The 17,844-nt window shown below is 46.2% G+C and carries 20 protein-coding genes; 13 read left to right on the top strand and 7 right to left on the bottom strand.

Annotated features, from left to right (window positions below; translation table 11 throughout):
* The first annotated feature begins 236 nt into the window (after positions 1–236).
* Together LY387_RS06250 and LY387_RS06255 are read left to right on the top strand one after the other, a co-directional pair.
* The gene (locus LY387_RS06250; protein WP_234495712.1) at positions 237–968 is read left to right on the top strand and encodes a glycerophosphoryl diester phosphodiesterase; all 732 of its coding nucleotides are present in this window, start codon (positions 237–239) and stop codon (positions 966–968) included.
* A gap of 38 nt (positions 969–1,006) precedes the next feature.
* The gene (locus LY387_RS06255; protein ID WP_234495713.1) at positions 1,007–1,768 is read left to right on the top strand and encodes a DeoR/GlpR family DNA-binding transcription regulator; all 762 of its coding nucleotides are present in this window, start codon (positions 1,007–1,009) and stop codon (positions 1,766–1,768) included.
* 60 nt (positions 1,769–1,828) lie between these two features.
* Here LY387_RS06255 and LY387_RS06260 read toward each other — a convergent pair whose 3' ends face one another.
* Positions 1,829–2,857: an HD-GYP domain-containing protein gene (locus tag LY387_RS06260; protein WP_234495714.1), complete on the bottom strand. Its 1,029-nt coding sequence runs from the start codon at positions 2,855–2,857 to the stop codon at positions 1,829–1,831.
* A gap of 344 nt (positions 2,858–3,201) precedes the next feature.
* Between LY387_RS06260 and LY387_RS06265 the strand changes: the two genes are divergently transcribed.
* The 4 genes from LY387_RS06265 (at position 3,202) to nqrM (ending at position 6,014) form a co-directional block, all read left to right on the top strand.
* Positions 3,202–4,293 (top strand): PfkB family carbohydrate kinase, encoded by a 1,092-nt coding sequence (locus LY387_RS06265; RefSeq protein ID WP_234495715.1) that lies wholly within the window; start codon positions 3,202–3,204, stop codon positions 4,291–4,293.
* Positions 4,287–5,204: a pseudouridine-5'-phosphate glycosidase gene (locus LY387_RS06270; protein WP_234495716.1), complete on the top strand. Its 918-nt coding sequence runs from the start codon at positions 4,287–4,289 to the stop codon at positions 5,202–5,204. Before LY387_RS06265 ends, LY387_RS06270 begins: the two co-directional genes overlap by 7 nt.
* A gap of 158 nt (positions 5,205–5,362) precedes the next feature.
* Positions 5,363–5,800, top strand: coding sequence for a NifB/NifX family molybdenum-iron cluster-binding protein (locus tag LY387_RS06275; protein WP_234495717.1), 438 nt, complete (start codon positions 5,363–5,365; stop codon positions 5,798–5,800).
* 13 nt (positions 5,801–5,813) lie between these two features.
* Positions 5,814–6,014 carry a (Na+)-NQR maturation NqrM gene (gene nqrM / locus LY387_RS06280; RefSeq protein ID WP_234495718.1) on the top strand — a complete coding sequence of 67 codons (201 nt, stop codon included), beginning with the start codon at positions 5,814–5,816 and terminating at the stop codon, positions 6,012–6,014.
* Here the strand turns inward: nqrM and LY387_RS06285 are convergent.
* Positions 6,011–6,298 carry a DUF134 domain-containing protein gene (locus tag LY387_RS06285; protein WP_234495719.1) on the bottom strand — a complete coding sequence of 96 codons (288 nt, stop codon included), beginning with the start codon at positions 6,296–6,298 and terminating at the stop codon, positions 6,011–6,013. The genes nqrM and LY387_RS06285 overlap by 4 nt on opposite strands.
* 3 nt (positions 6,299–6,301) lie before the next feature.
* Positions 6,302–7,324 (bottom strand): AbrB family transcriptional regulator, encoded by a 1,023-nt coding sequence (locus tag LY387_RS06290; protein WP_234495720.1) that lies wholly within the window; start codon positions 7,322–7,324, stop codon positions 6,302–6,304.
* A 139-nt stretch (positions 7,325–7,463) separates the two neighbouring features.
* Here LY387_RS06290 and LY387_RS06295 point away from each other — a divergent pair, with 139 nt between their 5' ends.
* Positions 7,464–8,126: an HAD family hydrolase gene (locus LY387_RS06295; RefSeq protein ID WP_234495721.1), complete on the top strand. Its 663-nt coding sequence runs from the start codon at positions 7,464–7,466 to the stop codon at positions 8,124–8,126.
* Between the two features lie 34 nt (positions 8,127–8,160).
* Here LY387_RS06295 and glpK read toward each other — a convergent pair whose 3' ends face one another.
* Positions 8,161–9,648 carry a glycerol kinase GlpK gene (glpK, locus tag LY387_RS06300; protein ID WP_234495722.1) on the bottom strand — a complete coding sequence of 496 codons (1,488 nt, stop codon included), beginning with the start codon at positions 9,646–9,648 and terminating at the stop codon, positions 8,161–8,163.
* A gap of 270 nt (positions 9,649–9,918) precedes the next feature.
* Here glpK and glpD point away from each other — a divergent pair, with 270 nt between their 5' ends.
* Positions 9,919–11,451, top strand: coding sequence for a glycerol-3-phosphate dehydrogenase (gene glpD / locus LY387_RS06305; protein ID WP_234495723.1), 1,533 nt, complete (start codon positions 9,919–9,921; stop codon positions 11,449–11,451).
* Positions 11,452–11,501: 50 nt separating this feature from the next.
* On the opposite strand, the gene LY387_RS06310 is transcribed toward glpD, so the two are convergent.
* Entirely contained in the window at positions 11,502–12,368 is an 867-nt protein-coding gene (locus tag LY387_RS06310) for a DMT family transporter (protein WP_234495724.1), read from the bottom strand.
* A gap of 193 nt (positions 12,369–12,561) precedes the next feature.
* On the opposite strand from LY387_RS06310, the gene LY387_RS06315 reads away from it, so the two are divergent.
* From LY387_RS06315 to LY387_RS06335, 5 genes are all read left to right on the top strand, one after another.
* A complete protein-coding gene (locus LY387_RS06315; RefSeq protein ID WP_234495725.1) occupies positions 12,562–12,891 on the top strand; it encodes an STAS domain-containing protein in 330 nt (109 codons plus the stop codon).
* 120 nt (positions 12,892–13,011) lie between these two features.
* Positions 13,012–14,553: a transcriptional regulator TyrR gene (tyrR, locus tag LY387_RS06320; protein WP_128648877.1), complete on the top strand. Its 1,542-nt coding sequence runs from the start codon at positions 13,012–13,014 to the stop codon at positions 14,551–14,553.
* On the top strand, positions 14,553–15,131 hold the full coding sequence (gene rimJ / locus LY387_RS06325) for a ribosomal protein S5-alanine N-acetyltransferase (RefSeq protein ID WP_234495726.1): 579 nt from the start codon (positions 14,553–14,555) through the stop codon (positions 15,129–15,131). The genes tyrR and rimJ overlap by 1 nt, the downstream gene beginning before the upstream one ends.
* A complete protein-coding gene (locus LY387_RS06330) occupies positions 15,128–15,718 on the top strand; it encodes an HD domain-containing protein (RefSeq protein WP_234495727.1) in 591 nt (196 codons plus the stop codon). The genes rimJ and LY387_RS06330 overlap by 4 nt, the downstream gene beginning before the upstream one ends.
* Before the next feature lie 8 nt (positions 15,719–15,726).
* Positions 15,727–16,200 carry a DUF2947 domain-containing protein gene (locus tag LY387_RS06335; protein WP_234495728.1) on the top strand — a complete coding sequence of 158 codons (474 nt, stop codon included), beginning with the start codon at positions 15,727–15,729 and terminating at the stop codon, positions 16,198–16,200.
* Positions 16,201–16,234: 34 nt separating this feature from the next.
* On the opposite strand, the gene LY387_RS06340 is transcribed toward LY387_RS06335, so the two are convergent.
* Both LY387_RS06340 and LY387_RS06345 read right to left on the bottom strand, forming a co-directional pair.
* Complete coding sequence (locus tag LY387_RS06340; RefSeq protein WP_234495729.1) at positions 16,235–16,855, bottom strand: HAD family hydrolase; 621 nt, start codon at positions 16,853–16,855, stop codon at positions 16,235–16,237.
* A gap of 70 nt (positions 16,856–16,925) precedes the next feature.
* A complete protein-coding gene (locus LY387_RS06345) occupies positions 16,926–17,828 on the bottom strand; it encodes a LysR family transcriptional regulator (protein ID WP_234495730.1) in 903 nt (300 codons plus the stop codon).
* Positions 17,829–17,844: the final 16 nt, after the last annotated feature.

Here is a 17,844-nt window from a genome sequence, read left to right on the forward strand (position 1 = left end):
CCCTTCATTCAATGAGTAGTAGTGTTGGTTCACATGAGCAGATGTTCATTTATGTGGTGTTATCCGCTCTAAATGTTCAAATGAAAATTAAACTAGGAAAATGACGATTCAGTGACAGTTAAATGAACTTAATTGAAAGGTTTTGTTTTCATCATTTGTTGTTTTTACTGCAATACTTGTGTCATATTGGGTTGAGATGCTTCAGGTGAACATAAATGAACATTTAGAGGTATCAAATGAAAACGACAGCACACCGTGGCTTATCTAGTCTTGCACCCGAAAATACGATGGCAGCTTTTGAGCTTGCCGCTAAATACGGTGCAGAGTGGATTGAAATTGATGTTCAGCTTAGCCAAGAAAAAGTGCCTGTGGTTATTCATGACCAAACGGTAAACCGTTGCACTAATGGCAGTGGTAAAGTGTCACAACTGACCCTTAATGAGCTTAAAGCACTTGATGCTGGCTTATGGTTTGGTGAAGTCTATCGCGACGAGCCTATTCCAACACTGGCAGAGACCTTGCTTTTTGCTCAGCGAAATAGAGTGAAGCTAAACATTGAGCTTAAGGTTTATGAAGGTGACAACGTTGAGTTGCTTTGCCAGCAAGTAAAAACTGTGATGGAAGAGGTCGATACAGCACCTGAACAAGTGTTGTTTTCTAGCTTCTCTATCGACGCCTTGCTGCAAATGAAACACCAGATGCCAAATATTCGCCGCGGACAGCTTTGGCAGAAAGTACCAGAAGACGCACTGTCTATATTAGATAACTTGTCAGCGTACAGTGTTCACTGCGACTATCGTTTTCTAGATGAAGCCACGGCTCGAGTCGTCAAATCTTCCGGCTACCAACTCTATTGCTATACGCCAAATTTTCCTGAGCTAGTGACGCAATTATGGGGTTGGGGAGTGGATATGATGATCACTGACGTGCCGCAAAACTATTTGGAACCCGCGGAAGCACTTGTGTAGTATTTACTGAGATAAAACAAAAGGTAACAACCACCACTATGACTAACCTAAGCCTGCGACAACAGAGCATTATCGATTTAATCCAGCTTCAAGAGTACTGCACCATTGATGCGCTGTCGGGACATTTTAATGTCACGACGCAGACGATTCGTAGAGACATCAATGAGCTTTGCGCACTCGGGCTTGCTAGGCGACATCATGGTGGTGTGAGTTTGCCGACAACATTGAGTAATCGAAGTTTTGCTTCACGAAGCGCAACGAACTTAGACGAAAAGCAGCTTATCGCTAAACAAGTAGTGGCTGAAATCCCAGACGGTTGTACCTTATTTTTGGGTATTGGCACCACGATTGCGACTATTGCGGAAAAGCTCGCGAATCATCAGCAGCTTCGTGTTGTGACCAACAATTTTCAAGCTGCTCATATTCTCTCTCAGTACGACCATATCGAGACCTGGATTCCAGGTGGCAGGCTACGCACCAATGACGGCGATGTGGTAGGTGACAACATTAGCCAGTTCTTTGGTCAGTTTTCTGCTGACATTGGTATTGTTTGTTGCGCCGCAGTTTGCCTTGCATCTGCAGTGCCAAGCCCACAAGAACTCTCACCTCTAGGCTTGAATCAAGAAGAGTATGCCATGGAACACGAGCTGCGTGAGGCAACAGTGAGTCAAGCGATAGTTGCAGGCTCACAACAAAAGTGGTTAGTCGCAAATAGTACTAAATGGCAAAGAACGGCGAGTGCACGTGTCGCACCTATCAGCTATTTCGATCGCGTGTTCGGCAGTGCAGAGGGCGTTTAACCTTTTTACACATCCTTACCACGCAAAAGGTACTCGGCAAAAGGCACTCAGCAACAGTCACTACGCAACATCACCCTCGGATATAGGCTCCGGAGGAAACTCGTCGTAGATGGCTTGAAAGCGATCAAGATTATCCATCAACGTCGTGACCAGTAATGGGTCGAACGCGAGACCTGCCTCTTGCTCAATATAACGTTGAGTGTCACCCATACTCCACGCACGCTTGTAAGTGCGTTTACTTAACAGTGCATCAAACACATCCGCTATGGTGATGATACGCGCCTCGAGAGGGATGTCTATTCCGCCTATTCTTGATGGATATCCGTGTCCATCGAAGCGCTCGTGATGGTAGTAGATGATGTTTTTTAAGAAGGAAACCTCGGCACTTGATGCGGTCATCACATCAATATTGTCGAGAACATCGTCGATAATATCTACGCCATAATCAACGTGCTTATTCATTATTGCCCGCTCTTCAGGTGTATATCGATGTGGGCTAAACAGAATATGATCGGGAATACGATACTTACCAATGTCATGAAATGGCGAATAGAGCTCTATCCATTGGATGAAGCGATGATCGACGGGAATCTTCACTGCAAGTAACTCTGCCAATAATTTGCTGTATCTACTCATCCTTTGCAGGTGGTCTGCTGTTTCAGGGTCACGCTTGTGACTGATCCGGAGAGCGAGCTTCAAGGCTTGCAAAAACATCTGGTGTTTATAGCGATCGTGACACAGTAAGCTCACGATGACTTCTCGCACAAACAGTAAATCCGCGTGTAACGTCCCGTCATTGAAGTAGTCGGGCTTAGTGGCGTTAAAAAACAGCACAGCACCGTGTTTATGATCGACTTTTAAGCCCATAGTGAAGCTACTGCGATGGCCTAGCATGCGTAGTCGGCTGTTCCTCAGATTATCACTGAGCTCGGTCAGGTCGGAGACGACACGGATCTCTTGATTCTCAATGATCTTGATAAGGGGCTGGCAGTTAGAAGATGACATTGAGATGACGTCATACCGATCGCTATCATCCTGATGGTCGATAACGTGGAAGTTTTCAAGGTGGTCGCCTGATGTGACAGACACACATAACCTGGAAAGAAAAGGGTGTTTCTTTCTTAGACTGTTGAACAGTTCATCGATGCCATTTCGGCAACTAAGCGCTCTATTGGTGCTAGCTATGCAGTTTATATAGTCCATATGTTTCTTATCATTAGTTTTTATATGGGTATTGTCATATTAGCGAGCTTAACTTTGAGTCAGCAAGTGACTTATTTCACACATGGAAATGCAAATGAATGAATATAAACGGCGATATAATGAACTGTGATCACCCTATCAAGTCTATAAATTGAACAAGTTAATCGTTTGCTTTCTGTTCATTATCGTCTAGCATCCAAACATGTGTTTGTATATACGGACAAATGTTTATGACGGAACGTGAGCAGCAGATACTAGATTTGATAAAGCAAGATCCTATGATCCCCCAAAATACGCTGGCGGAGATGTTGGATCTGAGTCGCAGCGCGGTTGCGGGACATATCATGAATCTTACCAAGAAGGGATTTATCCAAGGCAAGGGTTATGTAATCGCGCCTGAGCGTTATGTCGCTGTTATCGGTGGCGCTAACATGGATTTGTGCGGTCGCTCTATCTCTGATCTCGTCATAGGGGATTCAAACCCTGGCGTGTTAACTTCAGGAGCTGGTGGCGTAGCACGCAACATTGCGGACAATCTCGCGCGTTTGGGTAGCAAGGTGCAGTTTGTTGGCGCGATTGGCGACGACTTGTGGGGCGAACAGCTTTTAGATGCTTGTCGAAATGCCTCAGTAGGCATCGATCATTGTTTGATAGTACCTGGCCGAGCCACAAGTACTTACTTGTCTATTCACGACCCAAAAGGTGAGTTACAGCTGGCACTTAATGACATGGCGCTTATCGACGAGCTCAATGTCGACCAGTTAGCGAAGCGTGCAGCCGTATTCAACCGTGCTTCCGCGATAGTGTTAGACGCTAACCTGAGTGACAGTGCACTCGATTATCTGTTCCATGCTCATGGTGACAAGCCCATATTTGTTGACCCAGTATCGTCCGTAAAAGCAGGCAAGATAAAACCTTATCTCGAATATATTCATACTCTTAAGCCTAATCTCGCAGAGGCAGAGCTTTTATGTGGCTATAAGCTGCAGGGTTTAGACCAGCTTCCTGAACTCGCTGGTCAACTGCATAAAATGGGGATTAAGCAATTACTGATCAGTCTTGGAAAACAAGGCGCTTATGCCAGTGATGAGGGACAGGGGCAGTTTATTCCCGCATCACAAACGCAAGTTAACAACGTCACAGGCGCTGGTGATGCTTTAATGGCCGGTCTCGCACATGGATACATCCAGAGCTGGGATTGGCCAACCAGTGTCGACTTTGCACTCGCTGCTGCGAGGCTAGCCTTACAGTCCAACTCAACAATCAATTCAATTATGTCTGAAAAGGCGGTCTCGCGCCTAATAGAGGAATCCACATGTTAGAGAAGTACCTAGATATTCAACCAGAAGTTGCACAAGCATTGGCTGAGAATAAACCTGTCGTTGCACTGGAATCGACGATTATTTCTCACGGCATGCCTTACCCGCGCAATGTTGAAACAGCACTGACGGTAGAAGCAACGATACGTGAATCTGGTGCGATCCCTGCGACAATTGCCATTATCAAAGGTCGCCTAAAAGTCGGTTTAGATAAAGAACAAATCGAATACTTGGGTAAGGCAGGCACAGCGGTAACAAAAGTGAGTCGTCGAGATATTCCGTTTATGGTAGCTGGACAAAAAGATGGTGCGACAACAGTGGCAGCAACCATGATTCTGGCTGAAATGGCAGGGATTCGAGTATTTGCAACCGGCGGTATTGGTGGCGTGCATCGCGGTGCTCAAGAGACATTTGATATCTCAGCTGACCTACAAGAGTTAGCGAACACAAACGTTGCCGTTGTTTGTGCTGGCGCCAAATCCATTCTCGATCTTGCGTTAACTCGTGAATATCTCGAAACACAGGGTGTTCCCGTCATTGGTTATCAAACCGATAGCCTACCTGCGTTTTATACTCGTGAAAGCGAACATGGCATCGATTATCGCTTAGATACTGCTGAAGAAATCGCTATTGCGCTCAAGGCAAAATGGGAGATGAATCTTGCTGGTGGCGCCGTGGTAGCAAACCCGATTCCAGAGCAGTACGCAATGCCTGTAGAGACCATTAACAGTGCGATAGAGCAGGCATTGGCTGAAGCGGATGAGCAAGGTATCGCTGGTAAAGAATCCACACCTTTCTTGCTAGCGCGAGTCTGTGAATTGACGGGCGGGAACAGTCTAGACTCTAATATCCAGCTTGTGTTGAACAATGCAAGACTTGGAGCAGCGATTGCGACGGAATACTGCAACGCCTAATCCTTGATCAACTGTTATTTTCAGCCCCGCTTTAGTTAGGCTCATTTACTAGGCGGGGCTTTTTCATTTTGCAGATCATAATGTTGCAAATATAGTTATTGGCATATGCTAAATATGGACGTACTCTTTTGAAACATGTTCAACAGGAGGAACCTATAATGCTTATCGCCATTCCAGTTAGAAACGAGCGCGTCAGTGGCCACTTCTCAAAGGCTGAATCCATCGCTTTGCTGGATACAGGCCAGCACTCTACGACTATGATCGATCTCACGGACCACGTGCAGGGTTGCCAGCGTAAGAAACAGTGGAAGCAGCTAATAGAATCTAAGCAAGTCGATATGGTTTTGGTGCGAAATATTGGTAAGAAAATGCTTCAATCTCTGTTCGAACTTGGCGTTGAGGTACGGGCAGCGAAGTCAACGCAAATCGTATCGGAGCTAAATATTGAACAATTAGAAACAGTTAACGATATCCGTTATGGTCGGGATACCCCTTCTAAGCAGATGTCGTGTTGCTCTTCTTCACTGCCGCATCGAAATAAACTCTCACCCAGTACGGTCCGTAATATAAGAATGAGGCTCACGAAAATAGAGTGAAGGGGATAAGAGTATGGATATATTACTTGCTATTGTTGTGTTTACGTCCGCGATTGCACTGATGTCCATCGGTGTTATGTTCAAGCGTAAGGCGATACGAGGCAGCTGTGGAGGACTTTCTAAGGTCGGTATCGAGAGTGATTGTGACTGTAAGAAACAAGCGAAAAGCAGCGAGAAGTCGCTTTATCAGATTCAGGAGCCTGATCGCCGCTAATCCAGCTCAGAGGTCGACATCATCAGTGCTTGACCCTCTATCAGGCACTGTGACACCTTTTTGCGGGCAGACTTAACGATGTTAGCAAAGGTCTGTCTAGACACGTGCATTTCTCTGGCTGCATCAATCTGATTCATCCCTTGTAGATCTGCCAAGCGCAATGCTTCAAGCTCGTCGGGAAATAACTCTACCTTTTTAAGTTGTTTTACAGGTACGCCATTGGGTTTGAAACACTCATAGGGTGCTTGGCTGCATACTTTTCGAAGCTTTTTCGGTCTTGCCATGATTTACATCTTACTCAATCTTTGGAGTGGGGTTTTTAGTGCGACGGGCATCATATACAACATCATCAATCGCATCACGTGGTTAATGGCAACAAATGCAGGCTCCAAGCCGAGCAATAGGGCAACTGCAGTCATTGCCTCAACACTACCCGGTACCCATGCTAGAAGTAATACCTCCCAATCGGCACCTGTTAAGTAGCTAAACCCAAACGCGTAGAGAAGGGTCACGGTGACACCTAACACTGTGACGATCAATCCTGCTTTCGAATAGCTGAGAGCTTCTCGTAGCGTGGTTGGCGCTAATCGGCTTCCTATCAGCACGCCTAAAATAGCAGTGGCAAACATAATAAGAGCTTCGGGTACCACTAGAGCGAGAGATGCAAACTGAGCATTATAGATAGCTGCAACAATCAGGCTGGTTAATAGATAAGGGGCAGGCACACCGACTTTACCTACCAGTTTGCCTAACGCATAGCTGATAACAGCCAGTATCAACAAATGCATTGTTTGAGACACCGATAAAGTTTGGCTTAACTGCGAGCCACCCTCTTCGCCTGTTGACGCAATAACACCAGCGAGGACGACCAGTAGTAATAAGCGAATAGAGTGCGAGAATATGATTTTTGGTGAGGGTTTTTCCTGCTCCTCACTGATAACGAGAATGGCAGCCATTGCACCAGGAATGGCGCCTAATAAAGACTCGAAAGGCGTCCAACGCTCACGTTTATACAGCCATAAGAAGTTGACGGTGGTCTGCGATAGCATGCACAAGACGAGCCCGGTGAACAAAGGAAGCGAAAAAGAGCCTACGAGATCAGAAAAATGCACAGTAATGCCGATACTGACTCCCAAGATGATCTGAATGACTGTGATCACCGCATCGGGCAGTCTGACGTTTTGGTGGGTATAGCGAAGGTAAACGATGGTTGCAAACGCCGCAGCAAACAACTCACCCAACGGAATGGGGAGTAGGCTTCCAAGCAAAGCGCCAGCTAATCCGAACAGGATTGTTTTCAATGCGACCATCTTATTCCTTTGATTCAATGGATATTTTGAGGGCTCGATTATACACCAAACAGACTGAGTATTGGCTTTTGCCGTAGCAAAGCGTGTCAACTTACGGCACAATGCGCTCTGATTTGATCGCGGAAATGATGAGAGAACGATGAACTTTAAAGCTGCAATTTTTGATATGGATGGGCTGCTTCTAGATACAGAGAATGTCTGCAAAGGCATTTTTGAAAAGGCATGCGAGACGCTAGGTGTCCCTTTCTTAGAAGAGAGTTATCTGTCTATCATTGGTTGCAATTCAAAGACCATTCACGCCAAATTGGGTGCCGCTTATGAGGGTATTATCGATTATCAAACGATTAATGAAGAGTGGCGTAAACACTACAATGACGTGGTGTTTCATCAAGCTATTCCCAAAAAGCATGGTGTCGTAGAGCTGCTTGATTGGCTCAAATCTCTCAATATTCCTCTCGCGGTTGCAACGTCTACTCACCGTGAAGTCGCGGAAAGCAAACTCAGACTCGCAGGGCTTGATCGCTATTTCGATAACATCACGACAGGGTGTGAGGTCACTCGCGGTAAGCCAGACCCAGAGATCTATCATCTCGCGGCTCAGCGCTTAGGCGTTCCTTCAGAACATTGCTTGGCGTTTGAAGATTCTAACAACGGTGTGAAAGCGGCTATGGCGGCTTCGATGAACACTTATCAAATCCCAGACCTTGTAGCACCTTGCGAGGACGTAAAAGCGTTAAACCCTAACACCCGTCAATCCCTGATGGAGGTCTATGTCGAGCTATCTAATCAAAACGATAAATAGTCGACATAGAGTTTAAAGAGACTAGCTGCGAAAGCTAGTCTTTAGTCCGCTCTACCGCATCGAGCCAACCTGCATAAAGCTGATCACGTTTCTCTCGCTCAATTTGAGGTGAGAATGTTCGTTCAACCTGTTTTTTCTCGGCAAGCTCTTCTTGGCTTTCCCAATAGCCAACCGCCAAGCCAGCTAACATCGCGGCACCAAGTGCCGTGGATTCACGAACGGCAGGTCTTAACACTTTACTGCCCATCACATCCGCTTGGAACTGCATCAAAAAGTCATTCGCTACTGCGCCACCATCGACGCGTATCTGGTTAAGTTTGATGCCTGAGTCCTCTTCCATCGCCATCAATACGTCTTTACTTTGGTAAGCAATGGCCTCGAGTGCAGCTCGGATGATGTGGTTTCGATTCGTGCCTCGTGTTAAGCCTACTAGAGTGCCGCGCGCATGCGGATCCCAATACGGCGCACCAAGCCCCACAAAGGCAGGCACCATGTACACGCCGTTGGCACTATCTACTTGCTCTGCAAAGTAGGCGGTATCTTTGGCATCGCGAATAAGACCAAGTTCATCCCTGAGCCATTGAATCGTGGCGCCGCCCATGAAAACGCTACCTTCTAGAGCGTACGTCACCTCGTCACCGATTTTAAAACCAACCGTCGTTAATAGACCATGTTGAGAAGTCACGGGACTGTGACCCGTGTTCATCAGTAAAAAACAACCAGTGCCGTAGGTGTTTTTTACCATGCCTTTCTTAACGCACTGCTGCCCAAAAAGTGCAGCTTGCTGGTCTCCGGCGATTCCGCTAATAGGGATTGCCTTTGCACCGCCGCCGATTTGAGTGTGTCCATAGGTTTCGCTGGATGACTTGACGCTAGGCAGCATGGCGCGAGGGATATTAAATAGATCGAGCAGAGCATCATCCCACTCAAGAGTGTGGATGTTAAATAGCATGGTTCGCGATGCATTACTGACATCGGTTACGTGCGTTTTGCCATGAGTTAGCTTCCAAATCAGCCAAGTATCGACAGTTCCGAATAGCAGCTCACCGTTTTCTGCTTTTTCTCGCGCGCCTTCTACGTTATCAAGGATCCAGGCCACCTTAGAGGCAGAGAAGTAGGCATCAATGACGAGACCAGTCTTGTCTCGAATCATGGTTTCGTGGCCATCGGCCTTTAACTGGTCGCAATAGTTTGCTGTCCTGCGACATTGCCAAACAATCGCATTATAAATCGGTAGCCCGGTTTCTTTGTCCCAAACCACGGTGGTTTCACGTTGGTTGGTAATGCCTATTGCAGAGACCTCTTCACTAGAAATATCCGCTTGCGCCAAGGCTTCGGTGAGTGATGAGCGCTGCGTTGCCCATATCTCCATTGGGTCATGCTCAACCCAGCCGGGCTGAGGATATATCTGAGTAAATTCACGTTGAGCAGTGGTAACGATGTTCGCATCGTGATCAAAGACGATCGCTCGAGAACTTGTGGTTCCTTGGTCTAGAGCGATGATGACGTTTTTGTTGTTCATAGATTGTCCGTCAGTCGATAGTAATGGTATCAATGGGCGTTAGTGTTCGTTTTCGACCATGTTGGTATTTGGTCTACTAAGCACATCAATGTTTCATCTTAGTGTCGTTGATAATAATGTTCAAAGACGATAACGAAATTTGTGAGCAAAGCAGTAGCGACAAAAAAATATACCTAACTTTTATCAAAATGCTCGCAATGTTCGAATTCGCGCATTATATTGTTCGTATGCGCTCATTTGAAAGTTTAAGGTTAATGGAGGTCAGTGGTGATGAGTCAAGCGAACAAAGTGTACGATGTAGTGGTGATCGGCGGTGGTATTAATGGCGTCGCTGTCGCTGCGGACGCAGCGGGTCGTGGGTTGAATGTGGCACTGTTTGAAATGAACGATCTTGCCTCTGCGACTTCATCAGCGAGCAGTAAACTGATACATGGCGGACTTCGTTATCTAGAACACTATGAGTTTCGTTTGGTCTCTGAAGCATTAGCAGAGCGTGAAGTGCTACTTAAAAATGCACCGCATTTAGTGTCTCCACTACGCTTTCAATTGCCTCACCGCCCCCACTTGCGACCTGCTTGGATGATTCGTGCTGGGTTGTTCCTTTACGATCACCTTGGAAAGCGCGTGTCCTTAATGGGCAGCAGCAGTGTTAAGTTTGGCAGTGATAACAGCCCGTTACTGCCTGAGATGCAGATTGGTTTCGAATACTCTGATTGTGCAGTGGATGATGCGAGATTGGTTGTGACTAACGCGCTATTGGCAAAGGAGAAAGGAGCAGACATTTTTGCTCGAACTAAGTGTATTGGCGCGCAGCGAGCAGAAGACGGTTGGTTGGTAGAGGTTGAAAGCGGCTTAACGGGTGAGCGTTCTACCTTCAAAGCGAAAGCGCTGGTCAATGCTGCTGGTCCTTGGGTGGATCGTTTCTTTGACGAGCAATTAGAGCTCCGCTCCCCAAGACATATTCGCTTGGTTAAGGGCAGTCATATTGTTGTCCCTAGAATGTACGAGGGCGATCATGCTTACATCCTGCAGAACGAAGATAAGCGTATCGTGTTTGTGATCCCGTATATGGATAGCTATTCAGTCGTAGGGACGACCGATGTGGACTATCAAGGTGACCCAAGTAAAGTCGCGATTGATGACAACGAGGTTGATTACCTGTGTGCAATCGTCAACCAGCACTTCAAAAGCAAAATCTCGAAAGAGGACATTGTTTCCGATTGGTCAGGTGTAAGGCCACTGTGTGAAGATGAATCTGATGATCCGCAAGCGGTGACGCGCGATTACACCATTGAACTAGACGATGAACTCGATGATGCTCCACTTCTTTCTATCTTTGGCGGCAAGCTGACAACCTATCGAAAGCTAGGGCAAGCAGCAGTGGACAAATTAGTACCTTTCTTCCCACACATGGGACCAGATTGGACTAAAGAGGCTACGCTACCGGGAGGCAATTTCTCAAACAGAGAGGCGCTCGAAGAGCAAATGGCTAAACGTTATCCATGGTTGGATTCTGCAATCATTCGTCGTTGGGTCCGCTCGTATGGAACGCGAATCGAGGCGGTGTTAGCGGGTATATCCAGTCTAGAGTCAATGGGAGAGCACTTTGGACACGGTTTGTATCAAACCGAAGTTGATTACCTGATGGAGAGCGAATGGGCTGTGTCCACAGACGACATTTTGTGGCGAAGAAGCAAACTGGGTTTAGAATTTAACGAGCTTCAAACTGAAAAGCTTAATGTTTACATGCAAAGCAAACTATTAGCCGCCAAATCGACAGTGCTAAAGTGTGTGGGCAACTAAGTAGGGACAACAATGAGGAAAAGAGCGCATAGTAATGCGCTCTTTTTCGTTTATTTTCTGCGGATAATGACCATGGAGCTTAAGCGATAGAGTATCAGCGATGCGAGCAAGCACAGACAGCCAAGGATTTTGTTTAGTGGCATAGACTCATCGTAAATAAGCACACTGAGTATCAGAGTCCAAACCGGTTCTAACAACATTAATAGTGCAGCATTGGTCGGATTAGCGAGCTTCTGACCGGTCGTTTGCATCAGATAGCGTAAGCTGGTGGCGAGAATTACGCTTAAAGTAAACCATTTCCACGTCACGACTGAGATTTCGCTCGGCCAGGTTTCGGTAAACCATGAGAGAAGTAAACCCAAACAGCCAGTAGAGAACAGCTGGAGGGTAGTCAACAACATCGGTGATAGGCTCGCTGAGTATTTGCTATTGAAGTTGAAGTGCACGGCAAGACCTACGGCCGACACTAAGAACCAAAGCTGACTGGCATTGAACGACCAGCTTCCTTTCCAAGAAAGCAAGAACAGACCTACGACAGCAAGAGGCAAAGACAACCAGAATGCCCGAATGGGTTTGGACTTGAACAGCACCCATGCAACTAAAGGTACGAACAACATTGACAGGCTCATAATAAATGCGCCTTCGCCTAATGTGTCGCTGATAGAAATTGCATGGATCCAGCAAAATATAGCGCCCCCCAAAAAGCCACCAACGCTAAGTGCGCGCAGGCAATCTGAGAGAGAAGCCGCCTTTAGTGCCTTGTAGCAAAAAGGGAGCAGTATGAGCGATGCGGCGAGAAATCGTAGCCCGATAAAGCCAAATGGCGGTAGGCCTTGTATAGCTTCTTTCGAAAATACCCATCCAGCACCAGCAAGCAAAGTGGTGAAAACCAGAATAAGTTCAGCGCGATAGTTCAATGTCGGGGATGTCTTGTTGTTTTTTGTCTATTCTGCGCCAAATAGTTTAACTTAGCCATATAATTAGTGATGAATTATGAGTACTTTAGAGAGCTCTAAACTATTTCCCCATAAGATCTGTACGTTTATTGAAATGCGTCTATATTCATATAGAGAATAGATAACAATACACGCATCTTGGCTAGAGGTGTTTATGGCTTTCGCAACGTACAGTAATGACTCACTTACCGTGATTGAAGTTGAGTCCTCTTCGTTTGATTCAAAAATGGTGACCCAGTTTAGGCAGTTTATTGATGCACTGCCTGAAACGGGCGACAAACCGATTCTTCTCGATCTCTCTCACGTTAGTTTTATGGACAGTAGCGCTTTGGGGGTTTTAATGGCTTTCAAAAAACACCATATGACATCGGAGATTTCCGTGGTTACAGAGAGTGCCCCCGTATTACAGCTACTTAAGGTCACAAAAGTTGACCAGATCGTCCGAGTATACAGTGATATAGAGCAGGCTATTCTGGCAAGCTAAGCCTAGTTGTATAAAAACGACGCAATTCATATCGGCAACTTTCTGTTTTTGTTGACGACTCACGTTGAGTCATACACACTTAGTGTCAACATTTCGTGACACTTTCGACAGGAACATAAAGTGCGTTTAGAAGTCCTCTGTGAAGACAGGCTCGGTTTAACTCGAGAACTGTTAGATATCTTGGCATCCAACAGTATCGACTTACGTGGTATTGAAATTGATACTACGGGCATTATTTACCTCAACTGTCCAGACATAGACTTTGAGACGTTTCGTGACTTAATGGCAGAGATTCGAAGAATCTCTGGCGTAAAAGACGTCCGCAAAATCCAGTTCATGCCTAGCGAAAGGCACAACACAGAGCTTGTCTCTCTACTAACTAACTTACCTTATCCAGTACTTTCTATCGATCTGAAAGGCGCGATTGACATGGCTAACCATGCCGCGTTGAAGCTGTTGGCAAAAAGCGAAGAAGAGGCCATTGGTCAATTAATCTCGCAGCTATTGCCAAGTTTCAATTTCGCCAAGTGGATTGAAGGCGATATCACCAGACAGAAACAAGCGATTGTCGTCGATGGGCTGGATTACACAATGGAAATCTTGCCTGTTTACATCACTGGTGAATCGAACGAGACCGTTCTCGCCAGTGCCGTAATGAGCATTCACCCTACGACTCACTCTGTTAGCACTGAATCTCTGGCAGATAGCAATACACTGGGCTTTGAGCACTTTGTGGGCTTGTCCAACCGTCACAAGGCGTTAATGAGCCAAGCTAAAAAGCTCGCGATGCTTGACCAGCCCTTGCTTATCGAAGGTGAGACGGGCACTGGCAAAGAGATGCTAGCGAAAGCCTGCCATAATCGCTCTAATCGCGCTTCTCAGCCATTTCTGGTATTGAGCTGTGCTTCGATGCCAGATGATGTCGCGGAGACGGAACTATTTGGCCATGCTCCTGGTTCGTTTAATCACGAACATGGACACAAAGGCATTTTTGAGCAAGCGAATGGCGGCACGGTACTGCTTGATGAAATTGGTGAGATGAGTCCACACCTGCAAATCAAGCTGCTTCGTTTCCTTCAAGATGGCACATTCCGTCGTGTAGGCGAAGAACACGAAGTGCATGTTGATGTGAGAATCATTGCGTCAACACGCCACAACCTTGCTGATTTAGCTGAGCAAGGTGCATTCCGTGAGGATCTTTATTATCGCCTTAATGTATTGACGCTGACTATTCCACCGCTTAGAGAGCGTGCTAGCGACATTACGCCGTTGCTAGAATTATTTGTAGCGAAGCACAGCAATAAACTGGGCATTAGCAAACCAGAAGCGGATGAGGAACTTTTGGATGCGCTGAGCAATTATCCTTGGCCGGGTAACATGCGTCAGCTCGATAACATGGTACTCAGAGCACTGACACAAACGACAGGCGCAAGGCTGAAGCTAGAAGATTTTAATTTACCTAAACTAGAGTCAGTCAGCTCAGGTAGTGTCAATCTCAACATCGACGGCTCACTGGACGACATTATGAAGGACTACGAGTCTAAGGTGCTGGAGAAGCTATACCAATCTTTCCCATCGAGTCGTAAGCTAGCGAAGCGTTTGAACGTCTCGCATACCTCTATCGCTAATAAACTGCGTGATTACAACATCAGGAAGAATTAATGGAAGACAGAAGCTCGGCGGTGCAATTGCATCGTCGTGATGGCAATGTGTTGGTAAGAACCTCTTCTCCGTCCGATGCTTATACTGTGTCTCAGTACTTTCAAGATAATCGTCGCTTTCTACAGCCTTGGGAGCCAAAGCGAGATGAAGGTTTTTTCCAGGTAGATACATGGGCAAGCAAACTGCTTAAGTTAGAAGAGCTACATCGTCTTGGTTTGGCATATTACTGCTTGATTTTTGATGCCGATACTAAAGAGATGAAAGGTACGGTGTCATTCAGTAATTTGGTCCGTTTTCCGTTCCATTCTTGTAATTTGGGTTATTCACTTGCTGAAAATGCACAAGGACAAGGATACATGCGACGTGCGCTGTCTATGGCTATCCCTTACATGTTCGAATACCAAAATATGCATCGAATAGCGGCTAGCTATATGCCTCACAATAAGCGAAGTGAAGCCGTATTAGAGAACATGGGCTTTGAACGAGAAGGGTTTGCCAAAGATTACCTACTGATTAATGGGAAGTGGGAAGATCACATTTTGACTTCTCTGCATAACCCAAACTGGAAGCAAGTATGAATCAGAGATTAGAGCAGCAATTATCGCTCTTGATTGAGCTAGACAGGCTGAAAAGCGTGCTGAGAAGAACACGCGTTCGCAGCGCTGAAGGTCGTCTCGAAAACAGTGCAGAGCACAGCTGGCATGTCGCTATGATGGCGCTTCTTATGCAAGAACATGCCAACGAACCCGTAGAGATCACCAAAGTCGTCAAGATGTTGCTGCTTCACGATATTGTTGAAATCGATGCTGGCGATACCTTTGTGTATGATGCGCAAGCTTCAAAGGAACAAGAAGAGAAAGAACTGGCAGCCGCGCATCGTCTGTTTGGGATGCTTCCTCAAGATCAAGGCCAAGAGCTGTTTGATGTTTGGCAGGAGTTCGAATTAGCGCAATCTCCTGAAGCAAAGTTTGCCAAAGCTTTAGATAGACTTATTCCGATGCTACTGAACTATCACAATGATGGTCAAAGCTGGGTAGAAAACGAGGTTTCAATATCTCAGGTCATGCAGGTGAATCAAAAGATAGAAAAAGGTTCACAAGTGCTCTGGGATAAAGCAAAATCGCTCATTGAAGAAGCCGTTGAAAATGGCTGGTTAAAGAATTAGGAAACTGAATGTCGTACACAACTTTGGATGAATACCAAAGAAAATGGATTTTTACCCATCAATCTATGCCGGTGCCTGAAGCGGATTGGCCTCAGATTAAACCAATGACGCAAGCCCGTGCCGCACAGTTTTGGAAAGAAAACATCAGTGCGCAAAGCCCAGATGCAGAGCGCCTAAGTAGCCAAGACTGGCCAATGAAAGACAACAATTGGTGGGACGAAGTGGATTGGATGCAGGCGTGGGAAGCCGATGAAAATGATCTACCAGAAGCGGTAGCGCAGTTCATTGACTGGCAAGATGATGTGACAGTGTACTTCTGCTACGAAAAGTACAACGTGATTGAGACCAAATGGTCGACCTTCAAACGCTATTGGAAGAACTTCCTATTTTACGATGACGGCCCTATTTTGTTAGGCCGCCGCCGCTCAGAAGCGCTTTGGTTCTCGACCAATGGTACGGTAAAACTCGGTAAACGTAAGTAATCAAAAACGCCAGCATCTGCTGGCGTTTTTCTGTCTAGAACGTAAGTCCCAGCTCTCTAAGTGCTCCAGTTGCTTGCTCCGCATCGGCAAACTGAATGGCGTGCATACCGTTGTTTTTCGCCCCTTCCACGTTATAAGGCATATCATCAAGAAACACGGTTTCCTCGGCAATTAAACCGTTGTGAGTCAGCAGTGATCGATAAATGTCGTTACTCGGTTTCAAGAAACCAAGTTCAGATGAAATGGTGGCATGTTCGAACAGCGGCCAAAAATCGTATCTCTGTTTTAAGTGCGCGACAATCTCATTCACATTGTCGGTGAGTGCGAAGATCCGATAACCAGCTTGTTTTAATCTATTAATCAGGTCGAGCGTACCAAACAGCAAAATTTGGGTCTCTTTCACGTAGTAAAACAGTTTGTCGCACTCCGCAGCGCTGAGGTCCAATGTCGTCTGATACTGCGCTTTAGCTTGCTGCTCGGTGAGCAAGCCTTTGTTGAGATTGAGCCAAGTTTCAGACTGGAAAATGCGTGTAGCTAACTCTTGTGATTCATCACCTAGAGTCCCGAAAGTCAGGTTGACGATTTCAATTGGTGACCAGCGAACAATGACGTTGCCGACGTCGAAGACTACGTTTTTTATAGATACTGAGTTCACTACATTTCCTTATAGGTTATTGTGTATGTTGGCTTAAGGTTTAGCCTACCTCAATCTCGTTATTGTCTCATTACAAGTGCTGTGTTTTTTCCGTCAGAAAATCGATCAGCACCCGAACGCGCTTCGCCTTTTGTGTATTGCGGTGAAAGTACACATAGAGCCCTGAATAAGGGAACCAATACTCAGGCAACACAGGTATAAGTTCTCCTCGAGCAAGGTCTTCTTGAATCATGGGCTCAATCAATCGTCCAATCCCTAAGCCTTTTCGCGCTGCATTGACCATGAGCGTGGTGTCATTGACCACCATGGCGGTTGGCATCTCTACGACCAGGTTTTCTCCGCCGTTATTGAGGATAAGAGGGGCGATTTGATTCGAAGAGATGAAACGATATTGGATCATCTTGTGCGCTTTTAGATCGTCCGGCTTGCTCGGTAGCCCAAATTTCTGCACGTAGTCCTTTGAAGCAAAAAAGGCTTCTTTGGTTGGGGAGGTGAGTTTTTTAGCCACCATACCTTCCTCAACCCTGTCTCCAAACCTTACCCCTAAATCAAAGCCTTCATTGAGGATATCAATAGCGGCGTCAGAGATGGAAATCTCTAATTCAATATGCGGGTAGCGATGACAAAATTCGGCATAGATGGGCTCGAGTACATATTGGTAGACGAACCTAGGTACGGTTATGCGTACCTTTCCTGTGGGCACGCGGCTTAGGTCACTTATGCTTTCAACGGCTAGATTTAAGTCGGATATGGAGTGATAGGTTCTATCGTGAAGTAATTTGCCTGCTTCCGTCACCTCGATACGTCGAGTTGTACGTGTAAACAAAGGCAGACCGATGTGCTGCTCAAGTGTCTTCAGCGCATTACTGACAGATGGTGCGGCCATCTCAAGCTTTTGTGCCGCCTTAGTGATACTGCCTTCCTGCACTATGGTATTGAAAACCACGAGTTGATTAAACGTCGTTCCATTCATAACAAACCTCTTTAAC

This window comes from Vibrio maritimus (assembly GCF_021441885.1).
GTDB lineage: Bacteria > Pseudomonadota > Gammaproteobacteria > Enterobacterales > Vibrionaceae > Vibrio > Vibrio maritimus_B.